The following is a 20605-nucleotide window of genomic DNA, read 5'->3' on the forward strand; positions in this document are numbered from 1 at the left end:
GTGTTGAAGGCGAGCACCACCTGGGCTTGCAGCCGCGGAAAGAGCCGGTGGCCAAAGCCATGCTGGGGCGCGGTGAGGCGCACGCGCACGGTGTCGATGGGGCGGGCCCGGCCGCCCGTGGACAGCACCGTGGCGGGGACATCGAAGGTGGCAGGGGTGAAGAGGGGCCCGAGGCGGGTGCTCCCCGCGCCGGCGGCGGGCACGGGGCCGAGCCCCACGGCCAGCTCCACCCGGAAGGTACCCCGCGTCACCGGTAGAGGCTTCGTGACCTGGCTGACCTGGCGCAGGGGCTGCTTCTCTTCCGGCTCAAGGGGCTGCTTCACTCCCGGCTTGAGGGGCTTCTTCTCTCCCGGCTCGGGGGGCTGGAGCACGTAGCCCGCGTACACCGTCTCGAGGTCCAGCTCCGGCCCCGGGTCGAGCCAGTCGAGCCCCAGTGTCAGCGACGTGAGGGCCTTGGCCCGGAGCTCGGCGCAGCGCACGGAGAAGGCGGAGCCGGGCAGGGGCTGGGTCCCGAAGGGCGCGAAGGGCCTGGCCGGGTCGATGCGGCCCGTGTCCGTCTCCACCTGGAGCTGGCGCATGCCCTGCACCTGGACGTCGAGGCGGACGCTGGCGAGGGTGAGCGCGGCGAGCGCGCCATACGTCCTTCCGGTGGCCACCTCCTGCACGAGGAAGAAGCGGCAGATGGGCCAGGTGGTGTCCAGGGTCCCGCCGTGGATCTCACGCTGGTAGCTCGCGACGGCCGGGTCCGCGGCGGAGAGCCGCAGGCCCACCCGCAGGACATTGCCCGCCAACCGCGCCTCGCGCACCGCGAGCGCCAGCCAGCCCTTGGCGATGGAGACCTCCACCCGGAAGAGGCGCGCCAGGTCGAGCGTCTGGAGGGTGTCCTCGGCCCCCGGCGTCGCCTTGAGGGTGAGCTCCAGGGTGAGGGTGCGCTCCCCTTCCGTCAGCAGCAGGGTGGGAGAGGCGAGCGCGAAGCCAATGGCCGCCGCCGGGTGCGAGGCGCTCCCGAGCGCGGACCAGCCGGACTGCTCCGGCGGAAGGGGCGCGCCGAGCCCGTCCGCGGAGTTCGCGGCGGGGCTGGCCGTGAGCAGCCCCTCCGGGGTCCGGTGCACCGTGAGGAATGGCTCCGCGGAGGCGTGGTCCAGCCGCAGGTCCTCGTCCAATGCGTAGCGCAGGGGCTGGCCTTGCGCGTCCTTGCCGCCCAGCACGACGGTGCCGGAGGGGACGACATACGATTCCAGGTGACGGGCGAGCTCGAAGGTGAGGAAGAGGTGGTCGGCCTCGGCGCCCCGGGGGCGCAGCCGCAGCACCTCCTGGTAGTAGTACTCGAGGTGCCGGGCGGTGAGGCCATTGAGGCTGTCGAGCGCGTGGCGGAAGAGGTGCAGGAAGGTCAGCAGCAGCGCCATCGGCGGCTCGTGCCGTGGCCAGTCCGCGAGCGTGCGCTGGAGGTCGTCGGCCGCCACTTCCGCCATCCGCGCCAGCGTGCGCGGGAAGGACTCCACCAGCGGGCGCAGGTACTCCAGGGCGCGGGCGAGCTTCTCCGCCTCCGGCACGCTGGCGTCGTGCGCGCCAGCTCCGAAGGCGGGAATGTACGCCGGCACCGCCGCCACACACGCCACCCAGCTGGCCGTTCCGGGGGGACACCACTCCAGGTTCAGCCCGGGCTCCAGCGCGAGCACCTGCTCGGCCGTCACCTCGGTGCCCGCGGGCGGGGGCGCGAGCAACCCCAGCTCCGCGGCGGCCTTGTGGATGCCGATGAGCAGCTGGAGGTCCGCGCGCAGGCCGCCCCGCACCTGCTGCCAGAGCACGTCGGGAAAGCGCAGCGCCCCGGTGCCGAGCGCGGCCCAGCCGTCCAGCCGGAGCACGAGCGCGAAGAGGTCGTCGAGCAGCCGGCGGAAGGCCACGCCTCCGCCGGGCCGGGGGACGTCGTCGGCGAAGGCCAGGAGGCGGCGGCGCTCGCGCTCGGCGTCCTGCGCCGCCACCGCCGCGGCCGCACTGCTGATGTCGCCCTCGATGAAGGGCGCCCAGTCTCCCGCTGGCAGGTTCGAGAGGCCGAAGTAGCGCAGCTGCCGGGCGTAGTGCCGCAGGTATTCAAGGTAGGCGGCCGTGTCTCGCCCGTCCACGGGCGCGTACGCCGGGTCCAGCGCGGGGAGCGCGCGGTCGGCCTGGCTCGTCCCGTCGCGCACCAACGGATGGGAACTCTGGCAGGGACAGGGCTGCTTCATCGCTCGAGGTTCGTGCCTTCGCGCACGTAGTAGGGGAACACGTAGTTGTGGCGGCTGTTCGTGGTGCGGATGACGTACTCCAGCAGCATGGCGATGCTGCCGGTCTCCGGGACGGGCATGAGCTTCAGCGCGTCCAGCTGGATGCGCGGCTCGTGGTAGAGGATGGCCGTGCGGACCAGGTCCTTCACGTAGGCCTCCGCCGAGGCGTCGAGCGGCTCGAAGAGCATGCTGCGCAGGTCGCACCCGTACTCGGGCCGCATCAGCCGCTCCCCCACCTCCGTGCCGAGGAGGATGGCGAGGCTCTGTTCGATGTCCACCACGCCATGGACGATGGCGACGGTTCCCCGCTCGCGCAGGAAGGTGGGAGGGAAGCTCCACCCTCGGCCGAGGAAGGAGTCAGGCCCGGGCACCCGCTCCGTCTTGCGCTGTCCGTCCCTCATCCGAGCTGCACCATGGGCGAGCCCACCGCCGCCATGGCCCCGCACGCGCAGGAGTCCGTGGTGCGCACCGCGGGCAGCCCGCTGATGAGGACGGTGGAGCTGCCGCTGGTGAAGGGGCTGGCGGTGGGCTGGTGGGCGTTGGGTGGCAGGGAGCAGACGTGCGTGTCGCCCACCACCGAGGCGGGCATGCCGCCGATGAGGACGGTGGACACGCCGGGTCCGACGATGGTGCCGCCGTGGTTGGTGGAGTCTCCGACTCGGGCCGCTGGGGGCATTGCGTCCACTCCTCGCGTTCAGTTGATCTGCACCATGGAACCCTTGAGCACCGCGGTGGCGCTGGATGACATCTCCACGCCGCCCGAGCCCTCCGCCTTGAACTGCGCGCTCGCCTTCACGTTGACGTTCACGCCCTCGACGCTCACGTCGCCCTGGGCCTTGAACGTCAGGGCGCCCGCGCTCTCCACGGTGATGCCGTCGCTGGAGAGCTGGAGCTTGTTGCCGTTCGCATCCTCGATGCGCACGCCTTGCGCGTCGTCGCTCAGCACGAGGGTGTTGCCACCCGGGGTGGAGAGCGTCAGCTCCTTCTTCTCATCGTCGAAGAGCAGCTTCAGCTCCGAGCGGGTGACGAAGCCCTTCTGGGGGTTCTCATCGCTCGCAGGCAGGGGCGAGGGCATCGCGCTGCTGTGCAGCATGCCAAGCACCACCGCGTCGCGCGGATCCTGCTGGATGAAGCCCAGTACCACCTCGTCGCCCACCTCGGGGCGGAAGACGCTGCCGCGTCCGTCGCCCGCGTCGAGCAGCGCCAGCCGCGCCCAGACGCCCGGTGCGTCGGCGGAGACGATGGGCAGGCGCACCTGGATGCGCTCCTCGCCGTCCGGGTCATCCTGGAGCGCCGTCACCACGCCCACCTGGAGACCGTGGAAGGGGGGCAGCAGGCCCGCGGCGGGTGGCGGCTCCACGGGCAGCGTCTCCCGGAAGGACTCTGGCGACAGGCCGAACTGCACCTCCGTCTCCCAGTTCTCCAGGGTGATTTGGTGGCGCACGCCGGTGACGTAGACGTTGCCGGAGAAGCGCTCGCCCACGCCGGCCAGCTCCACGAGGGCCCCTGGCTTGAGCCGCGCGTCGCCCTGGCACGCCGCGCGTCCCCGCACCAGGGCCATGCGGCTGCGCAGCAGGCGGGAGCTGGCCCACGCGCGGAGCTCCTCCTCCGACAGCCGGCCGCCGTGCCGCAGCGCCGCGGGTCCATGGCCGATGACGGCCGCCAGCTCGGAGGCGCTCTGGTTGCCGGGGGGCGTGAAGGCGGGTTCCTCCCCGTCGGCTGTCAGCAGGGCCTGGGCGCTGGAATCCCACGCCTCGCCGGTGGTGGCCTCCCACTGGTGACGGGCGTCCGTCTCCGCCTCCAGTTCGAAGAGGTCCTGTCCGAAGGTGAGCCGCGTCACCGGCGCTCCGGAGGTGTCCGGCTTCTCCACGGCGACGGCGCCGTCATCCACGCGCACCACGAGCCCGTTGGCGTCGGCGCGCTCCAGGAGGAAGTCCCAGTCACTCACGTCCACCTGCACCATCTGCACATGGGTGACGGGGGTGTCGGCCACCTGGGCGTCCACGCTGGCGCGGCCGAGCAGCTCGGTGAGGATGTCGCTGTCGGTCATGTCGTTGTAGACGGCGCTGCGCCGCCCCACGGTGGCCTTCACCGCCTTGTCCCGGCACTCCACGGTGAGGGTGCAGCGCGCGCCACGCCGTGCGCGGATGGCATGGCGCAGCACCAGGCCCTTGAAGAGCACCTCCTCCTCGTCGTGGTAGCCGGCGCGAATCTCCAGCTCGCGCCCGGGAGCGAAGAGCGCCTGGCCGCTCAGCGGGAAATCCGAGGCGGCCAGGTCCCCATCCTGGAGCACCACCTGGGCGGTGGGGACGCGGTTGAGGGCGCGCGTCACCACGACGGACAGCACGTGGTGCTCCTGGCTGACCTCCTGGCCGTTCGTGAAGAGCCGCAGACGGATGACGTCGGGTGGGGGCATGGCGCGGGCTCAGGAGGACTGGCGGACGAGCGGTGGCAGGCGCAGCACCTGGCCGGGGCGCAAGTCGCGCAGGTGGCGCAACCCGTTGAAGCGCGCCACGTCCACCGTGTGCGCGGCGCTGCCATAGACGCGGTGGACCATCAGCGGCAGGGTGTCTCCCTGGCGCACCACCCGCTCGTGCGTCACGTCCGGCGAGGCGAGGCCCTGCTCGGCCACGCGCAGGGTGTCGTCGATGGCCTCGGAGAAGACGGCCGTCACCCTGGCGCGCAGGGGGAAGCCGTCCGGCTTGAAGAGGCTGTACTGGATGTCCGCCGCCTTGAGGACGCACCGGACGATGAGTGGCCCCCAGGACAGCTTCAGGTACAGCGGGCGGTGGATCTCACCGTCCATCTTCCCGGTGACTGTGAGGAACTGCTCGATGTCCGTGGCCACTTCGCGCGGCGAGGCGGCCGTGCCGGTGCCATCGAACACCAGCTCGAAGATGTATTCGCGCGGCTTGATGCGGCCGAAGCGCTGCGAGCTGCCGCTGGTGCCCTGGCCCTGGCCCTGGCCGTACTCAATCTCGTACTTGGACGCGTAGCTGGCCGGGTTGAAGAGGACGGAGAACGTGTCCTGCTTTTCGCCCTCCGCGTAGGAGATGGCCCGGTAGGCCTCGATCTTCAGCTTCTTCAGCTCGCCGCTCACGTTCCACCCCTCACCGCTCGCGCTGCGCCTGGAGGATGCGCATCACCTGCTCCACGCACTCGGCGACGACGTCGTCGTGCTCGTCCTCGCGCCGCTGGGCCGAGGGGCGCTGCGCGTCCGGCTCCTGCGGCCGCACGGTCAGCTTGATGACGAGCTCACGGATCTCGACGGGCATGACTCACTCCTGGACTCGGGTGAAGTAGCTGTAGGCCAGCTCCAGCGTCTCCACGACGATGGCGCTCTCCTGGGCCTTGAAGTCCGACAGCGCCCACTTCACGGGCCACGCCCGCTCGAAACGCCAGGCGGCCAGCGGCTCGTGCTCCTCGTTGAGCAGCGTCACGATCACCGTCACCGGCTGGAACTGGAAGTGGAGGATGGCGTCCTCGCACCAGCGCTGGAGCTTCGAGTCCGTCGCCATCCCCCGGCGCAGCGCGAGGTTGCCGTACCTGGCCCGGTTGGGGAGCCGGTGGGCGAAGCGGTTCTCCCCGCCCTCCACCAGCTCCTCCACGGCCAGCTCCGTCGCCAGGCCGGACACCTCCTGGAAGTGCGAGTCGACCGTGCCCGCCGCCAGCCCCACGAAGTCCACCCGGAAGTGGAAGCCCACTGGTGGGTACATGTGCCTAGTCGTTCTGGATGGTCAGTCCTTCGTGGGCAATCTCGATGGACTCGATGGCCACCTCGTTGCCCGTGGCCTTGAGCGCGGGCCCCTCGATTTTCACGGGGAAGGCGTTCTTCGCCGTCCACGTCATGACGGGCGCGTGCTCCTCGTCGAGCAGGGAGATGATGAGGTCGCGCCGCTCCACTTGATTCAGCTTGGTGGTGTTGAGCCAGTTGAAGAACTCGTTGTCCTTCTTCACGATGCCGCGCTTGAGGGTGATGTTGTTGTACTTGGGGATGCCGGGCTGCTTGAGCGGCGAGTACTCCTGCATCAGGCCGTGCCGGTACTCGATGACCTGGTGCTCGATGGTCAGGCCGGAGACCTCCGAGAAGCCCAGGCTTGTTGCACCCCACGTCACCTGGAAGTGGAAGCTCGCAAGAGGGTAGGTGGCCATCGCGTGACTCCTTAGGCGGTCTGCATCTTGTGGGAGAACTTCAAGACGATGAACTCGGCGGGCCGCACCACGGCCAATCCAATCTCCACGTTCATCCGGCCCTCGAGCACGTCCTGCGGCGTCATCGTCACGCCCAGGCCCAGCTTCACGAAGAAGGCCTCGTCGGGCTTGGCGCCCGTGAGCGCGCCGTCGCGCCACCGCTGCGTGAGGTAGTTCTCGATCATCGAGCGCACGCGCACCCAGGTGTTGGGGTCGTTCGGCTCGAAGACGGCCCAGTAGGTGGACTTCTTGATGGACTCCTCAACCATGTTGTAGAAGCGGCGCACGGAGATGTAGCGCCACTCGTTGTCGTTGCCGGCGAGCGTGCGCGCGCCCCACACGAGCGTGCCCTTGCCGGCGAACGCGCGGATGGCGTTGATGGACTTGCCGGCGTCCACGTCCACGTTGAGGTTCGCCTGGTCGTTGGCGTCGAGCTTCAACACCGGTTCCACCACCGAGGAGAGGCTGACGTTGGCCGGCGCCTTCCACACCCCGCGGCTGTTGTCGACGTAGGCATAGAGGCCCGCGATGGCGCCGCTGGGCGGCAGCACCGCGGCCTCGCGCCCCAGCGCCTCGAAGGCCCGCTGGAGCACGGGGTGGGTGGTGCGGACGATCTCCTCCAGGTTGTCCACGATGCGGTCGGCGGACTCCTGCAGGGTGGTGAGCAGCGCGTACATCTCTTCGAAGGCGGCACGGAAGGCGGGGCGGGCGTGGGCTACGGCCGCGGCCACGTTGGCCGGGGTGGCGCCGTAGATTGCTCGGTGCTCCGGGGTGGCCGCGGCGGGCAGGCTGTAGCTGGGGAAATCCGTGTCCACGATAATGCCCAGCGCGGTCGCCCCGGCGACGATGCCGTTGAAGGCGAGGTCGTAGCCCTTCAGCTGCTCCACCAGGGCCTCCAGGCGGGCGGCGGGCTTCACCAGGTTGAGGGCCTCTGTCTGCAACTGGCTGCTATTGAGGCCGGTGGCGTAGCCGAGCAGCCGAAGGGCCAGCTGCCGCAGGACGGTGGCGTAGTGGACGAGCTCGGCCCTGGTTTCAAGCTCGTTCTGGGCCGGCTGAAAGTGCTTCGGGTACGTCTTGCCAGAGCCCTCCGCGTCGGCGAGCGCGGTCTTGAGGGTTTGCACATCCTTGAGCGCACGATCCAACTGCTGCACCATCTGGAGCAAGGAGCCCGCTGTACCGGTGAGACTCGCGAGGCCGACGGTGTTGCCCCCCTTTTCGAAAGTGATGTCCTTGTAGCGGATGGTGAAGGGCGTGGTGGTGCGCACGTACGGGAAGTACGCCGCGCCGTACCGCAGCGCCCTCATGCCGATGCCGTTGCGGAACGTCGAGGCCATCTCGGTGAGCGTCTTCGCCGCATCGTGCATCACGTCGAGGATGGCGAAGCGGTCCTGGAGCTCCTCGCACTGGGCCAGCATCTTCGTCTGGAGTTCTGAGCAGTCGTTGTCACTCAGGAGCACTGCCTCGGGGATGACGATGAGCGTGGGCTCGTCTTCCTTGCGCAGCGGCTCCAGGCCGGCGACGAGGGCCGCCTTGTCCACGGTGTCGGAATAGGAGCCGACGGAGATGATGTAGCAGGGGCCGCCGCCGTTATCGAAGAAGAGCCGCAGGCTGTCGTAGAGGTAGAAGCGCGGGGTGATGGCGGTGGCGAGCACCGCGTTGTCGTCGTCGAGCTTGACGGTGACGGACTTCGGCGAGGCGCCGCCGCCGAAGTACTGCTCGAACTCGAGCTGGCTCTTGATGCGGAAGGGCTGCTTGGTGAGGCTCACCCCGTTGCGCTCGGCCTTTTTCGTATAGCCGATGAACGCCGGAATGGCGGTGGCCACCTCGGCCACGGAGGGAGGCAACAGTGAGACCTCCTTGATGTACACGTCCGGGGTCTTTTCGGTGCTCAATGCGGCTCCTTTGGGATCACAGCGGGATGCAGATGTCGGACACGAGCTGCTCGGGCGCCGTGTCGGCACGCTTCAGGGTGTTGCGTGGGGCGTTGGGCAGGTGGGGCAGCAGCGTCCCCCGGCTGGTGGACTCGAGGGCCATGTTGCGCAGGGGCGACTCGTGGAAGGGCAGGGCGGCGCTGGCCTTGAAGCTCACCACGCTTCTGCCAGGGAAGCGCGCCACCACCTCGGGGAAGGTTGCGCGCGCGAAGGTGATGCCGCTCGGGTAGGGCGCGGGAGCGTCCTGCGGGTAGCGGATGGTGAGGGTGTCCGCGAAGTCCATGGGCACGACGACGTGGTAGCGCCAGTGCGTGGAGCGGCGGTGGAACCCGGCCGTGAACTCAATGGGCGCGAGCGTCTGCTTGCCGTCCGCCACCCGTCGAGGCGGCCAGGGCTCTGTCAGGGGGCACAGCTCGAGGACGGCGAAGGGGCCGAGCGCGGGCAGCTCCGCGTCGACGAAGAGCGGCTCCGGCGTCGAGGCACCCACCTGCAGCCGGGCCAGACCGCCGAAGTCGCCGAGGTCCAGTGGCACGTTGAGCGTGTCACCGTCGAAGGAGGGGACCCGCGCGCGCGCCAGCTCGGCGCCGGCCTCGTCCTCCACCTGGACGAAGCCGCCGATGGCCGAGCGGGGCACCGCCACGGTGAGCTGGGGCGAGGACAGGCGCGCCTGGTCCGCCGCTTCGACGGAGGTCCCGGAGGTGAGCGTCGTGGCACCCTGCCGGTTGCGCAGGAGGTAACGCTGGCGGGAGCCCTGCTCCAGTGGCAGGTCGGTGACGTAGAGCAAGTCGGGCCGGGTGAGGACGAGGGCGAAGACGAGGCGGGCCCCCTCCTCGAGCGGGAAGCGGGCCTGGACATTGCCAGCGCTGTCGGTCTCCACGGGGCCCAGGAGGGTGAAGCCCTCCGAGCGGGGGACGAAGCGGAGCTGGCGCGCGCCGAGGAGGGCCGCGGTCTCGGCGGTGGGCACGGCCCGGAGGTCCGGGCAGGAGCCGTCCCGATAGTAGTCGTGGCGGAAGCGGACGCCGATGAAGGACTCGTAGCCGCGAGCCATGTCAGACCTTCGCCTCGGACAGGTCAACGGAGCGGATGCCCGGGGTGGTGCGCAGCGGCGTGCCGTCCTGGATGATGAGCATCCGCACGCGGTAGAGCACCGAGGGCAGGTAGCGCAGCGAGAGCGAACCCCACAGCTGGTTCTGCTCCTCGAAGGACTGCGAGTACAGCTCGACGAGGAGCTTCTCGATGCCTTCGTCCAGCCCTGGGGCGTTGGCGTGGTCGAAGAAGGGCCGGGACTGGAAGAAGGCCACCGTGGCCGACAGGAACTTGAGCGCGTCCGCGTAGCTGATGCCGTGGGCGGTGACCAGGAGGAAGAGGTTGAGCTTGACGTCGGGCTGGACATCCTCGACCTGACCGTCGCGCATGCGCGTGGCGACCTGCGTCTTCATGACGCGCTCCTCCTCCACGCGCACGAGGCTGAGCGTGAGTGGGTGCGACGGTGGCGTGTCATTGCTCAGGTCGGGAACAGGGCCCAGGGCTGCCCGCTCGCTCCCGTTGACGCTGAAGCGCCCGTTGAGGAAACCGTTGAGCTGACCGTTGAGTAGGGTCAACGCCTTGTCAATCACGCTGGCACCTCAGGACCCCTTCAGGAGCGCTGCGGGATCAAGCATGCCTGAATAGCGAACACCCAGGATCGGCATGTCTGGCAATGAGCCAGAAATGGACGACAATAATTGCGGGTCGTTCAACTTTGCACGGCATACTGCCCACTTGGGCGCAGCTCGCACGATCCTTGCTTGAGGCAAGGCTTGAACGAATCCTGTCTCGGATAAGGGCGGCCTGAGTGTCTATTGACCTGAGAGGCGATTGCCATTCAAGCTTGAGACACCGCCATTGAGCCTGATTGGCCTTGGCGAGGCAATGCTGCTCGATGTCTGGAAGGGAGGGTCAGGCCGCACGGGCCGGGGCGACCCGCACCTGGTTCCGGCCGCCTCGCTTGGCTGTGTAGAGCGCTTCGTCCGCCGCGCGGAGGGCGTCCTCGACCGTGTCTCCGTGCACTCCCAGTTCACCGAGCCCGGCGGAGCTGGTGACCTTGAATTCGCCGGCTTCGCTCTGGAACGCGAGCGCGGCGACCGTCTGGCGGATGTGTTCGGCGATGGCCTGCGCTCCCGTGTGGCCGGTGTCCTCGATCACCACGCAGAATTCCTCGCCGCCGTAGCGGGCCACGAAGTCCGTTGCCCTCGTGCAGGAGGCCACGGCCTTCGCCACCGAGGCCAGCACCACATCTCCCGTCTGGTGCCCGTGCTTGTCGTTCACCGACTTGAAGTGGTCGATGTCCATCATCATCACGGTGAGCGGAAGGCCGCTCCTCCGTGCCCGGGCGCTTGCTGTCTGGAGATGGGCCTCCAAGGCCCTCCGGTTCTTCAGCCCGGTGAGCGCGTCGGTGTTCGCCTGCTGGTGCATCGCCGCCAGGTCGCGCTCCAGCGAGACGCGCTCCAACTGCAAGCGTGCCGCCCGCGCCGTCTCCAGCGCGACCGAGATGTGATTGGCGATGGCCACGAAGATGACCTCGTCCTCTCGGCCAAACACCCCTCGGGCCAGCCGGTGGTCCAGGTACACCACTCCGAGGAGACGCCCGTGCAGGAGCAGCGGCGCGGCCATGATGCTCCGCAAGTCATTGGCGAGGATGCTCTCGGTGGCCCGCACCTCGCCCTCGTCCGTGCCCGTGACGACGAGCGGCCGGTGCGTGTCGCGGACCCGTTCAATCACGGTGCGGCTGTACCCGCCGAGTTCCTCGAGATCCACGCCGCCAGCTCCGCGTCCCACGCTGAGCGCCAGCTCCTGCGTCCCTTCCCGGCAGAGCAGCAGGAACGCGCGCTCCGCTCCGAAGATCCGCACGATGACGTCCAGCGCCACCCGCGCCTGCTCCCTCGGCTCGAAGACATTCGCGCAGGCCAGGCTGACTTCGAGCAACGCATCGAGCTGCCGCTGCAGGCGCAAGGCGTGTGCAGGGGCCTCTTCCGCTGGCTCCGAAGAACCGGAGGTGCTCCGGCTGGAGGACTCCACCTGGAAGTGGGCCCGTACCCGCCGGGCGCGCGCCTCCCAGCCGGCCCCGTCGGCCAGCGTCAACGCGAGCCGCGCCTCTCGCCGGGAGGACTCCATCTGACCGCGCTCCCGGAAGTGCTGGGCGCGCTCGACCATCACCTCGAAGAGGATCCACGGGCAGTCCACCTCGCGAGCCAGCACCTCGGCCTTCGCGAGCAGCTTCGCCGAGTCAGCGGCCTTGCCTTCGAGCCGCCGCAGCACGCCCTTACAGAAGCACGCGTGGGCCTGGAGCACCGGGGTCGTGGCCGCGCGCTGGAGCTCCGCGACGGCTGCTCGCGCCTTCCCGAGCAGCTCCTCACGGTTCCTGGCTGAGCCCGCCTTCAGCTTCGCGAGCCGCGCGTGGGCGGCATAGACGAAGAAGAGCCGCAGGTGGAAGGGCGCGAACTCCGGCCGCATCCCGAGCCGGGCGTGTCGCGCGAGTGCCTCCTCGAGCGCGGGACCCAGCTCTCCCTGCTCCAGGTGGAAGAGCACGAGGTTCTGGAGGTAAACGCTCCAACGCCAGCGCTCACCGGGCGCCTTCTCCACCATCAGCCGGACTCGCTGGAGCTCTGCGAGCCCCTCCGTGGGACGCCCAAGGATGGCCAGGATGGCCCCGAGGAAGGACGGGTAGGGGTGGCCGAGGAGTGCCGCGTCCGCGCCCGCGCTCGCGGGTGCCGCACGCGCATGCGCTTGCCGGATCCACGCCTCCGCTTCCAGCACGTACCCTCGCGCGAGCATCGCCCAGGCCGCGTCCACGCAGCCGTTGACGAAGTCTCCGGCATCGAGGAAGCGCCCGTAGGCGTCCACCCAGCGCCGGTGCTGCGCCTCCGCGCCGGACGAGTCTCCCGCGATGTGCGTCGCGATCCCCTGATACAGCAGACTCCGGGCGATCAGCGCCCGGTCGTTGAGCTGTTCGGCCACGCTCGCCGCCTTCGCGGACTCCTTCGCCGTGGCCGCCGGCCGCCCCAGCACCGCCTGCACTATCGCGTTGTTCCCGAGGAAGAAGACCAGCTCGCGCCCCGGCCCGAGCCGCAGCGCCGAAGCCCAGGGCCGGTAGGTCATCTGGAGCAGCAGCAGGTTGCGGACGTCGAAGTAGGCGACGTGCGCCCCCAGGTCGCAGAGCTTGGCGAACAGGCGGTGGCGCTCTGCCTCTTCGCCTCGTGCTTGCCGCAGGCGCGGCCCGAACAGGCTCGTCACCCATCCGACGAGCCAGGCCCAGAGCAGCACCCACACGCCCGAAATCAAGCTGCGCGGATGCCGGATGCCGAGCTCGGCCATGCCCGAGGCGATGTCGGACCAGGCCTGCTGGGTGTCGAAGCCCCCCAGGTGCACATGCGCGAGCCGGCAGCGGAGCTCCGCACGCCGCGCCGGGATGCGCTCGACGGAGAGTGCCAGCGTGTACTGCTCCACCGACTCGGCGAGCCGGCCCGAGCGGGCGCAGGCATCTCCGCGCGCGGTGGCGAGCTCCGCGTCTCGCGGCAATCCCAGCTCACTGGCCGCCCGCTGCGCGGCCTCTAGGAAGAGGTGGGCCTCCTCGTTCGCGCGCTCCTCCAGGGCGAGCTGGCCGGCGGCGAGGTTGGTCTCGTAGCGCCGCCGGGCATGCTCCGGCGCCTCGCCGAGATCGTAGTGGCGGGCCAACGCATAGGTCTTCGATGCGTCCTGTCCCTCCTGGGCGTCCAACGCGGTGGCGATCCTCCGGTGCAGCGCGCGGGCCTCGTCCACCGACAGCCCTCCGAGGAGTGCCTCGCGGACGCGGTTGTGGACGAAGGCACAGGTCCCGGTGTCCTTGAAGTCCGCCAGACGCGCCGTCACCGCCTCGGAGAGGGCCGCCAGCACCTCGTCCTCTCCGAGCCCGCAGCTCGGGCCGAGCAGCGCCGTCGAGAACCGCATCCCGATCATCGCCGCGGCGGTGAGGACCCGACGGGCTTCGTCCCCGAGCGAGCTGATCCGCCGGACCACTAGCTGGATCACGTCCTGCGGAAGCTGCAGCCGGTCCAGTGCCTCGGTGTCGAGCTTCCATTCCCCCCAGTGCGGGACGAGCAGCCCGGAGTCCAGCATCGCCCGGACGTACTCCACGACCGCCAGCGGCAGTCCGTTGCTCCGGGGCAGCACGGCGTCCGCGAGCTCGGCGGAGACGGCCCGGCCTCCGAGTTCGCTGGAGATGAGCGCTTCCACTTCGGAAGGGCCCAGCGGCCCGAGCCTCAGGACGACCTCTCCGGTGCCTCCGATGGCGTCCGTGAAGGCGCGCGCCCCTTCCGCGCACTCGGGCTCGTCGCGCGAGGTGCACAGGAGGACGAGAGGGGCCTGTGCGAGCAGGGTCGACAGCCAGCGCATGACCTGGAGCGTGGCCGGATCCGCCCACTGCACGTCGTCGAGGAGGAACGCGGCGCCTGGGTGCAGCTCCGCGAGGCGCACCAGGAACCGGGCCACGGCGCCGTAGAAGAGGTCCTGCGCCTCGGCCAGCCCGGGGTCCTCGCTCGCGTCCCGGAACAGGAGCGAGAGCCCCGGTGAGAGCCGCTTGAGGAGCCCGGCCGCGTCTCCGGCTGCCTGGCGGATCCGCTGCTCGGCGGCTTCGCGTTCGGCGTCGGGCAGCCGTCGCAGCTGCCGGAGGTGTTCGTCGATGGCCTCGCGCAAGGGGGCGAAGGGCAGGGGATCCGCACGGAGGCACTTGCCCTCGAGGACCAGCGCTCCGGCGGAGCGCGCCTGTCGCGCCGTCTCGCGCATCAGCCGGCTCTTGCCACTTCCACTCTCTCCGTGGAGGAGCGCCACCCCGCCGCGCCGCTCCAGCGCCCGGCTCCACAGCCGGGACAGCGAGGCGCGCTCCGCCTCCCGGCCGACGAACGCGGGCTCGGCGACCGGCGTCGTGCGGAGCTCTGCCTTTGCGGGCACCAGCCCGCCGGGCGCCTCCGCTCCGGCGCGTTCGGTGAGGCGGTCGAGGTCCGCGGCGAGCGCTTCGCCGGACTGGTACCGGTCGTCGGGATCCTTGGCGAGGAGCTTCTCGATGACCGCGACCAGGGCCGGGCTCAGGTCCGGGCGGAGGGGGCGCAGGTCCGGGGGACGGTGCGCGGCGTGCTGGCGCAGCAGTTCGCCCACGTCGGTGGCGGTGAACGGGGGACGGCCCGCGGCACCCTCGAAGAGGATGGCCCCGAGCGCGTAGAGGTCCGCGCGTCCGTCCACGGGCCGCTTGAGCATGCCGGACTGCTCCGGCGCGCTGTATTGCAGCGTCCCCGCCAGCTTGCGGCCCGCCTCGCCGCCGGTGGCCCGGGCGACAAACCCGAAGTCGATCAACGTGGCGCGCCCGGTGTCTGAGACCACCACGTTCTGCGGCTTGACGTCCCGGTGCACCAACCCGTGCCGGTGGACCTCCGAGAGCGCCCCGGCGAGGTCCCGGGCGATGGAGATGAGCGAGGCCTCCGTCGGCCGCCCCTGGGCGAACCAGGCCGCGAGGCTGGGCCCGAGGACGAGCTCCAGCAGGAGGTAGGGCCGCCCCTCCACGTCACCCACCTCCAGGATTGCCGGCAGGCTCCGGTGCCGCAGACACGCCAGGAGTGCGGCTTCCCGCCGGAAGCGGGTCCGCGAGACGTGGCCGGACCGCGCCACGTCCTCACGCAGGACCTTCAGCGCGAAGACGGCGCCGCCCCGCGAGGCCCGGTAGACGACGCTCTGTGAGCCGCGACCCATCTCCGCTTCGAGCTGCAGGTCGCCAAAAACGCCGTGCCCCATGTGTTCCCATCCTAGCCGTGCTTCAGCACAGGACCGGGTTTCTGTCCGGTGCCCTCCAGGGGGGCGCGCGGGCGGAACGGCTGGGGACCTGAACCCGTCAATAAGCGCAGGGCTGGCCGTCCGCCCGCTTCCCCTGGTACGGACGGGGAATCCGTCGCAGAACGCGGCTTGTTCGGGCGCGAGGCGCTCGTGAAAGCCGCTGACCCCCTTTGGGAGCAACAACCGTGAGCAGTCTCATGAAGGAGTCCGTGCTGCGCGTGCACCACTGGACTGACACCCTCTTCAGCTTCGTCACCACGCGTGACCCGGGCTTCCGCTTCGCCAGCGGCCAGTTCACGATGATGGGCCTGGAGGTCGAGGGCCGGCCGCTGCTGCGCGCCTACAGCATGGTGAGCGCGCACTATGACGACCACCTCGAGTTCCTGAGCATCAAGGTGCCCGGCGGGCCGTTGACCTCCCGGCTGCAGCACCTGAAGGAAGGGGACAGCGTCCTCGTCAGCAAGAAGGCGACCGGCACGCTGGTGCTCAAGCACCTGCTGCCCGGCAAGAACCTCTACATGCTGAGCACCGGCACGGGCCTGGCGCCGTTCCTGAGCCTGGTGAAGGACCCGGAGATGTACGAGCAGTTCGACCGCGTCATCCTCACGCACACCTGCCGGCGGGCCGAGGAGCTGGCCTACCACGACCTCTTCCTCCACGAGCTGCCCCACAACGAGTTCTTCGGGGAGCTGGTGAAGCAGAAGCTCACGTACTACCCGAGCGTCACCCGTGAGGACTTCCGCAACACGGGCCGCATCACGGACCTCATCCAGAGCGAGAAGCTGTTCAAGGACGTGGGCCTGCCGCCGCTCAACCCGGAGACCGACCGGGTGATGCTCTGTGGCAGCCCCGGCATGCTCTCGGACCTCACCACCATGCTGGAGGAGCGCGGCTTCCGGGAAGGCACCCCTGGCGAGGCCGGGCACTACGTCACCGAGAAGGCCTTCGCGGAGCGCTGAGCTGCCGCAACCCGCGGCCTACTTGAGCGGGTTGTAGCCGGGCTTCTTGTAGAGGCGGTCCCATTGGCCGGCGATCTCCGGCCGGTAGACCGTCTCCGGCCAGTCCGTGGGGCTGACCTCCTCGATGGCGACCGAGATGGAGCCTTCGGCGCTGCCGAGGGCCTCCATGACGTCCTTCACGATCCGCTCGGCGAGCTGCGTCTTCTGCTGCTCGGACTTGCCGGGGTAGAGCTTCACGGTGATGTGGGGCATGGGGCGGTTTTCTACTCCAGAGCGCGTCCTGCTTCACTGCGGGTGCTACAACGCGGGGTTCCTCCTCGTCGAAAAGGGCCCGCGAATGCGACACCTGCTGCTCCTGCTCCCTTTGCTTTCGAGTTGTGCCGCGTCGCCCAGAAGCGAGGCCGTGGCGCCGCCCTCCGACGCCGACCGGATCGTCAGGGACCTTTGCGACAAGCGGCTTGCGTTGCTGGGCGAGGATTCCAACCACGGCAGTGCCACGACCGTGGCCTTCAAGGTGGAGTTGACCCGCAGGCTCGTGGAGGAATGCCAGTTCGATGCGTTCTTCATCGAGGCAGGCACCTATGACTTCCTCAAGATCCAGACGCTGCTGAAGGCGGGCCAGCCCGTCAGTGACGACAGGGTCGCGGCCGCGATTGGCGGGCTGTGGGCCAATCAGGAGATGGCGCCCCTGATTCCGTTCCTGGCCAGGCATCTCCGGGCAGGAACCCTCGTGGCCGGGGGGATTGATGATCAGATCAACCGGGGCACCTACGCGCAGAAGCAGATGGCGCGCGAACTCATCCCCTTCCTGACGGGCCCGAGGCAGGCCGAGTGCGGAGCGGCGCTCGAGCGGCATATGGCCTGGCGGTACGACGCCGCCCACCCCTACACGGCCGAGACCGCGAAGTTCATCCTGGGTTGTTGGACGGAGCTTGCGTCGGTGCTCGCCAGCTCCGACGTGGCCGCGACACCGGAGCGCCAGGTCCCGTTGCAGATGGTCCGCAACCTGGAGCGGAACTACACCCGAGAGGTCGCCTTGATGTCCCAGGCTCCGGAACAGCCCGGAGCGCCCCAGGACTGGAGCAGATCCAACGCGCGTGACCACTCCATGTTCATGAACCTGGAATGGCTCCTGTCCCAGTCCCCGCAGCCCCGCAAGGCCATTGTCTGGCTTGCCACCGTCCACGCGGCGAAGGATGTCACGGGCGTGGATGCGGACGACCGCCACAGGATTCCCTTCGGGTCCTATGTCCATGCGCGGTTCGGGGAGCAGGCCTTCGTGCTCGGCTTCTCCGCGCACTCCGGGAGCTATTCCTTGGGCAACACTCCCCGCACGCATGCCCTCGCGCCCGCGGCGGCCGACTCCCTGGAGGACTGGGCGTTCTTGGACCACACCGCGGACACGCGGTATCTGGATGGGCGCCAGCTTCGTGACCTTGGGCCCAGGATGGCGCGCCCATTGACCTACTCGTGGATGAAGGCCCCCTGGGCCACGGTCATGGATGGCCTGCTGATCTTCCGGGAGGAGCGCCCTCCGCATCCGGTGCCCCGCTAGCCCGCGGGTCAGAGCACGCTCTTTCCGAGCGCCAGCAACACCTCCAGGAAACGCCGGTCGGCGAGGAGCAGGGGCACCATGGGCGCCATGGCCGCGCTGAGCACGGCCAGCGCCGCGCGGATGTCCACTGGAAACCAGCGCATGCGCCGCGCGACGGTGAAGGACGACCCCAGGTCCACGAGGGACGAGAACTCGGGCGCGCCCAGGAGTTCCTGCCCGGCGGGCAGCTCGCGGTGGAACCACCGCTGCTCGAAGCGCCGCGAGTGCCAGGCGGCCACACCCGAGAAGGAATGGTCCCCCCGCCGCTTCGCGATCAGGAGCTGACGGCTGAAGAAGGCCAGCGGCGCGAAGACAACGACCAGGCTGATGAGCGCGAAGGCGAACAGGTGAAGGGCGTAGTTGGTGAAGTCGGTGCTGGGGGCGCGCGCCAGCCGCTGCGCGGTGAGCGTGGAGGCCACCGCGAGGACGATGAAGGCGAAGCTCGCCTGGCAGGTGCCGAGGAACCCCAGGCCGCCCGCCGCGTCGGGATGGGTGGGCACGAGGGCGAGCGGTAGCTGGGAGACCCTGAACAGGAGGAACGCCCACAACACGCCCCGCCAGAGCCAGCGCAGGAGCAGGAACCGGATGAGCGGCATGCTCACCACGAGGTACCACCACCCGGCCAGGGTGTGCGGGCCACCGGGCTCCGAGTGGAGCCAGACCGGGCTCGCCTGGTGGGGCAGGTCCATGAAGGACACGGCGAAGGAAGCGACCAGCAATCCGGCCTCGACGGTGGCGCTGTGCTTCAGCCGTATCACCCTGCGCGCGATGCCCTCGAAGGTGGCCAGATCCTTCGCATCAACCAGCTCCGAGACGGCGAACTGGCGCACGGCCGCCGCGAGGCTCAGGTCGACGTAGCGCTCGGCCGCGATGATCAGCGGAAGGGACACCAGGAACTCGATGTGGATCCCCATGTCGCGCAGGAACGCACGCGACACGGCCGGGTCGCCCTGGAGAAGCGACAGGGCCAGGAGCGGCAGCCAGCCCACCAACGTCAGGACGAGGATGCGCACGGGCCGGGAAACACGGCGGGGGCGGGCGAGGAAGCGCCGCCAGTGGAGCGCGCTTCCCTGGATGAGCGAGAAGTCGAGCAGTGAGGCGGGGATGTCCATGGCGAATTCAAACTGTGCCTTGGGTGCGGCCCTTGCCATTCATCGCGCTGCTTGCCTACCGCTGGGGTGAAACCTTTCCAGGCATCCACGTATGCCAGGGCTGGCGGGGATCGGAATTCAATCCCTTCGCAACGGGATGGTTCGTGTGACAGGCATTGAATTGCAAGCGCATGCCTGCTTCCGATATTCAGACGGGCGCTGTTCCCACCCAGAGGAGCTCCCGATGCTGATGCGTGTCGTGAAGAGTGCTTTCGTCGTGATGGGGCTGTCGCTGGCCCTGGCCTGTGGTGGAGCGGAGACGCCGGACGCCGAGCAGACGGAGGGAGTCACGACGGAAGCCCAGGCGCTCGCGACGGACGCCACGTCGGGTGAGGACAGGGGCCCGATTGGCTCTGCCTGTGGAGGCTTCAAGCAGCGGTGCTGCGAGGGGAAGTACTGCAACACCGGCTACGAGTGCAGCCCCGGCACACTGACCTGTCTCCACTGAAGCCGTCCCGAGGTGCCTCACTGGAGACGCCCGTAGGTGAGTGAACGCCACAGCCATTCCGCGGGGCCGAAGCGGAAGTGCTTCAGCCACGCGTGGCTGAGCAGCACCTGCCCCGCGAAGAGGCCCAGTGCGATGACGACAGAGTGCGAGGGCGCAACGCGGCTGATGAGCCCCAGGCCCCAGCCGTTGTAGAGGCACAGGCTCACCACCGTCTGCATCAGGTAGTTCGTCAGCGCCATGCGGCCCACGGGGGACAGCACCGCCAGCGCCCGGCGCCAGCGCTCCCGCTGGAAGAGCAGCGCGAACCCGGCGAGGTAGGCCGCGCCCAGCACCACGTAGCCCAGTTCCTGGAGCGCCATCAGGAGGAACAGCCCGGCGTTGCTCGCTGGCTCAAGCCCCTGGGCTCGCAGCTGGAACGCCAGCAGTCCTCCCGCGTTGAGCAGTCCTCCCACGCCCAGCCCCCACCACAGCATCCGGCGGAGCAGGGGACGGTGGCGCTCCACGTCTTGAAACAACCGGTGCCGTCCCGCCAGCAGGCCCAGGAGGAAGCGGCCGAGGATGAGCGTGATCCAGATGGGCACCCGGGGGGAGCTGAACCACGTCGTCAGGACGTAGCGGGCGTTTCCGGCCTGCGCCGTCCATACCGAGTCACTGGAGAGTGCCGCCAGCAGCTCGGCCCGCAGCGCTGATTCATGGGCGTGCGCCGCGGGCCCCGGTCCCCACAGCTGGAGCGCGAACACCAGGGGCGGCATCACTCCCAGCAGCACCACCACCCAGCGCCACAGCGCCCGGTCCGGCCTCCCGGCGAAGAGCAGCAGCAGGACGCCCGTCAGCGCGTACAGGTGGAGGATGTCTCCCATCCAGAGCGCCAGCAGGTGCACCGCTCCGAAACACAGCAGCACCCCCATCCGCCGCAGGTGGACGGGGACGTGCGAGCTGCCTCGCGCCTCTGCTCGCGACAGCTGGAGGGCGAAGCCCAGCCCGAAGAGGAAGCCGAAGAGGTTGAGGAACTTGTGCGCCACGAAGAACAGGAAGAGGGCGCCGGTCACCAGCTCGGGCAGCGGCGAGCCCAGGGCCTGGAGCTGCGCGGGTGGCAGCAGGTTGCGGCCTCCGAACCAGAGAAATGAGTTCGAGACGAAGACACCACACAGCGCGAAACCGCGCAGGGCGTCCACCAGTTCGACGCGCTCATGAGACGACACCGGGTGGGCGGGCTGGGATGAATGAGAC

At 69.5% G+C, this 20605-nt stretch carries 18 protein-coding genes; 3 read left to right on the forward strand and 15 right to left on the reverse strand.

The annotated features are described in order from the left end of the window. The 12 genes from D7W81_RS27065 to D7W81_RS27115 all read right to left on the reverse strand — a co-directional run. Positions 1–2225 (reverse strand): baseplate J/gp47 family protein (locus D7W81_RS27065; RefSeq protein ID WP_147445638.1); only part of this gene is annotated, 2225 nt, incomplete at its 3' end. Further along, the gene (locus tag D7W81_RS27070) at positions 2222–2665 is read right to left on the reverse strand and encodes a GPW/gp25 family protein (RefSeq protein ID WP_120558284.1); all 444 of its coding nucleotides are present in this window, start codon (positions 2663–2665) and stop codon (positions 2222–2224) included. The genes D7W81_RS27065 and D7W81_RS27070, both read right to left, overlap by 4 nt. Further along, on the reverse strand, positions 2662–2940 hold the full coding sequence (locus D7W81_RS27075; RefSeq protein WP_120558285.1) for a PAAR domain-containing protein: 279 nt from the start codon (positions 2938–2940) through the stop codon (positions 2662–2664). The genes D7W81_RS27070 and D7W81_RS27075 overlap by 4 nt, the downstream gene beginning before the upstream one ends. A gap of 18 nt (positions 2941–2958) precedes the next feature. Beyond that, positions 2959–4680: a type VI secretion system tip protein VgrG gene (vgrG, locus tag D7W81_RS27080; protein WP_120558286.1), complete on the reverse strand. Its 1722-nt coding sequence runs from the start codon at positions 4678–4680 to the stop codon at positions 2959–2961. A gap of 9 nt (positions 4681–4689) precedes the next feature. Next, positions 4690–5364, reverse strand: a complete 675-nt coding sequence (locus tag D7W81_RS27085) for a CIS tube protein (protein ID WP_120558287.1) — start codon at positions 5362–5364, stop codon at positions 4690–4692. Positions 5365–5374: 10 nt separating this feature from the next. Then, complete coding sequence (locus tag D7W81_RS42490) at positions 5375–5539, reverse strand: DUF5908 family protein (RefSeq protein ID WP_158621695.1); 165 nt, start codon at positions 5537–5539, stop codon at positions 5375–5377. A 3-nt stretch (positions 5540–5542) separates the two neighbouring features. Continuing rightward, entirely contained in the window at positions 5543–5980 is a 438-nt protein-coding gene (locus tag D7W81_RS27090; RefSeq protein ID WP_120558288.1) for a phage tail protein, read from the reverse strand. 4 nt (positions 5981–5984) lie between these two features. Continuing rightward, on the reverse strand, positions 5985–6416 hold the full coding sequence (locus D7W81_RS27095) for a phage tail protein (RefSeq protein WP_120558289.1): 432 nt from the start codon (positions 6414–6416) through the stop codon (positions 5985–5987). A gap of 11 nt (positions 6417–6427) precedes the next feature. Then, the gene (locus D7W81_RS43690; RefSeq protein ID WP_120558290.1) at positions 6428–8347 is read right to left on the reverse strand and encodes a phage tail sheath family protein; all 1920 of its coding nucleotides are present in this window, start codon (positions 8345–8347) and stop codon (positions 6428–6430) included. A gap of 16 nt (positions 8348–8363) precedes the next feature. Further along, positions 8364–9434 carry a hypothetical protein gene (locus tag D7W81_RS27105; RefSeq protein WP_120558291.1) on the reverse strand — a complete coding sequence of 357 codons (1071 nt, stop codon included), beginning with the start codon at positions 9432–9434 and terminating at the stop codon, positions 8364–8366. Between the two features lies 1 nt (position 9435). Further along, positions 9436–10002: a Pvc16 family protein gene (locus tag D7W81_RS27110; protein WP_120558292.1), complete on the reverse strand. Its 567-nt coding sequence runs from the start codon at positions 10000–10002 to the stop codon at positions 9436–9438. A 322-nt stretch (positions 10003–10324) separates the two neighbouring features. Then, positions 10325–15184, reverse strand: coding sequence for a diguanylate cyclase domain-containing protein (locus D7W81_RS27115; RefSeq protein ID WP_120558293.1), 4860 nt, complete (start codon positions 15182–15184; stop codon positions 10325–10327). A 224-nt stretch (positions 15185–15408) separates the two neighbouring features. Here D7W81_RS27115 and D7W81_RS27120 point away from each other — a divergent pair, with 224 nt between their 5' ends. Next, positions 15409–16182 carry a ferredoxin--NADP reductase gene (locus tag D7W81_RS27120; protein WP_208721468.1) on the forward strand — a complete coding sequence of 258 codons (774 nt, stop codon included), beginning with the start codon at positions 15409–15411 and terminating at the stop codon, positions 16180–16182. Positions 16183–16200: 18 nt separating this feature from the next. Here D7W81_RS27120 and D7W81_RS27125 read toward each other — a convergent pair whose 3' ends face one another. Next, positions 16201–16434: a tautomerase family protein gene (locus tag D7W81_RS27125; RefSeq protein ID WP_120558295.1), complete on the reverse strand. Its 234-nt coding sequence runs from the start codon at positions 16432–16434 to the stop codon at positions 16201–16203. A gap of 151 nt (positions 16435–16585) precedes the next feature. Here D7W81_RS27125 and D7W81_RS27130 point away from each other — a divergent pair, with 151 nt between their 5' ends. Continuing rightward, the gene (locus tag D7W81_RS27130; protein WP_244227463.1) at positions 16586–17737 is read left to right on the forward strand and encodes an erythromycin esterase family protein; all 1152 of its coding nucleotides are present in this window, start codon (positions 16586–16588) and stop codon (positions 17735–17737) included. Between the two features lie 8 nt (positions 17738–17745). On the opposite strand, the gene D7W81_RS27135 is transcribed toward D7W81_RS27130, so the two are convergent. Next, positions 17746–18888: a hypothetical protein gene (locus D7W81_RS27135; protein ID WP_120558297.1), complete on the reverse strand. Its 1143-nt coding sequence runs from the start codon at positions 18886–18888 to the stop codon at positions 17746–17748. A gap of 223 nt (positions 18889–19111) precedes the next feature. Here D7W81_RS27135 and D7W81_RS27140 point away from each other — a divergent pair, with 223 nt between their 5' ends. Then, on the forward strand, positions 19112–19375 hold the full coding sequence (locus tag D7W81_RS27140) for a hypothetical protein (protein ID WP_120558298.1): 264 nt from the start codon (positions 19112–19114) through the stop codon (positions 19373–19375). 17 nt (positions 19376–19392) lie between these two features. Here D7W81_RS27140 and D7W81_RS27145 read toward each other — a convergent pair. Next, on the reverse strand, positions 19393–20605 hold a 1213-nt coding region (locus D7W81_RS27145), incomplete at its 5' end, for a DUF418 domain-containing protein (protein WP_438503376.1).

It is taken from the genome of Corallococcus aberystwythensis (assembly GCF_003612165.1).
Classification (GTDB): Bacteria; Myxococcota; Myxococcia; order Myxococcales; family Myxococcaceae; genus Corallococcus; species Corallococcus aberystwythensis.